Genomic DNA, 1,174 nt, shown 5'->3' with positions numbered 1-1,174 from the left:
CATCACGCAGATACTGCATGTCCGCACGCAGCGCCCGCGTCGCCAAGCCCAGCGAATGGGCGATATGAATCACGCGGGACAGCGTCGCGCCCTTGATCGAGGTACTGAAGCGCCGCCGCATGCTGGCAAGATCGGCATGATGGCCGTGGTAGCCCGCGATCATCGTCAGACACGCCAGCGCGCACTCTGCGGCTTCCGTCTGCATCACCATGGGAAGGCGACTTGCTGCGCTCCAGTCCATCCAGTTCCATGGCGTGTGGCTCCATGCTTCTTCAGCCATGCTCGCGATCCTCGGTCGAGCGCAGCTTGATGCTGTAAAGTGGGTCGAAGAGCCACTCGAACAGCCGGCGGCGGTCGAGCAAGATGTCCGCGTCGAGCGTCATGCCAGGCCGCAAGGTCTCGGGTCTTCCGTAGACCTGCACGTACTGGTTCTCCAGACGGACCAGCACCCTGTAGCTCGCCTCCTTGATATCCTTGCCCGTTGCCTTATTGACCTCGGACGGCGACAACGAACTGCGCGACACCTGTTGCACACGACCTAAGTATTGGCCGAACTTCTGGTAGGGATAGGCACGGTAGCGGATGACGACCTGCTCTCCTGCCCGGATGAAGCCGACGGCCTGCGTCGGTATCCAGAGCTCCGCCTGCAATGTCGATGCAGCAGTATTGGCCGAACTTCTGGTAGGGATAGGCACGGTAGCGGATGACGACCTGCTCTCCTGCCCGGATGAAGCCGACGGCCTGCGTCGGTATCCAGAGCTCCGCCTGCAATGTCGATGCAGCAGGCAACACGGCCACCATCGGCTGATCGGCCACCACGGACTGGCCTGCATAGATAGGAGCACTGGTCACGATGCCGTCCACCGGAGATTTCAAAAGCCCCGCATGCTGCCTGCGCAGCGTTCTTCGCGATCAGTTGGGCGACATCGGACAGCTCTCGCTGCGTCTCGTTGTTCCGGCCAGCGACGATGTCCGGCAACTGATCGCAGCGTTCTTCGCGATCAGTTGGGCGACATCGGACAGCTCTCGCTGCGTCTCGTTGTTCCGGCCAGCGACGATGTCCGGCAACTGATCCGCCGTGGCCTGCAGCTCGCTCATTTGCTGGTGCAACTGGAATCCCTGGCGACGCAGCTCCATAAGCTGTGCCTGGTGCTCAAGCGCCTGGTCGTGCTGG

Annotated in this window: 2 protein-coding genes and 1 pseudogene; all 3 read right to left on the bottom strand. The window is 62.0% G+C overall.

Annotated features, from left to right (window positions below; translation table 11 throughout):
* On the bottom strand, positions 1-280 hold a 280-nt coding region (locus XANALMUS060_RS17120; protein WP_235430615.1), incomplete at its 3' end, for a cysteine peptidase family C39 domain-containing protein.
* The gene (locus XANALMUS060_RS17115) at positions 273-695 is read right to left on the bottom strand and encodes an HlyD family efflux transporter periplasmic adaptor subunit (protein WP_161795501.1); all 423 of its coding nucleotides are present in this window, start codon (positions 693-695) and stop codon (positions 273-275) included. The genes XANALMUS060_RS17120 and XANALMUS060_RS17115, both read right to left, overlap by 8 nt.
* A 217-nt stretch (positions 696-912) precedes the next feature.
* Positions 913-1,174: pseudogene (locus XANALMUS060_RS20395) on the bottom strand (hypothetical protein); the annotation flags it as partial.

The organism is Xanthomonas sp. MUS 060 (assembly GCF_000963215.1).
Classification (GTDB): domain Bacteria; phylum Pseudomonadota; class Gammaproteobacteria; order Xanthomonadales; family Xanthomonadaceae; genus Xanthomonas_A.
This window is presented reverse-complemented; position numbering and strand designations above follow the sequence as displayed.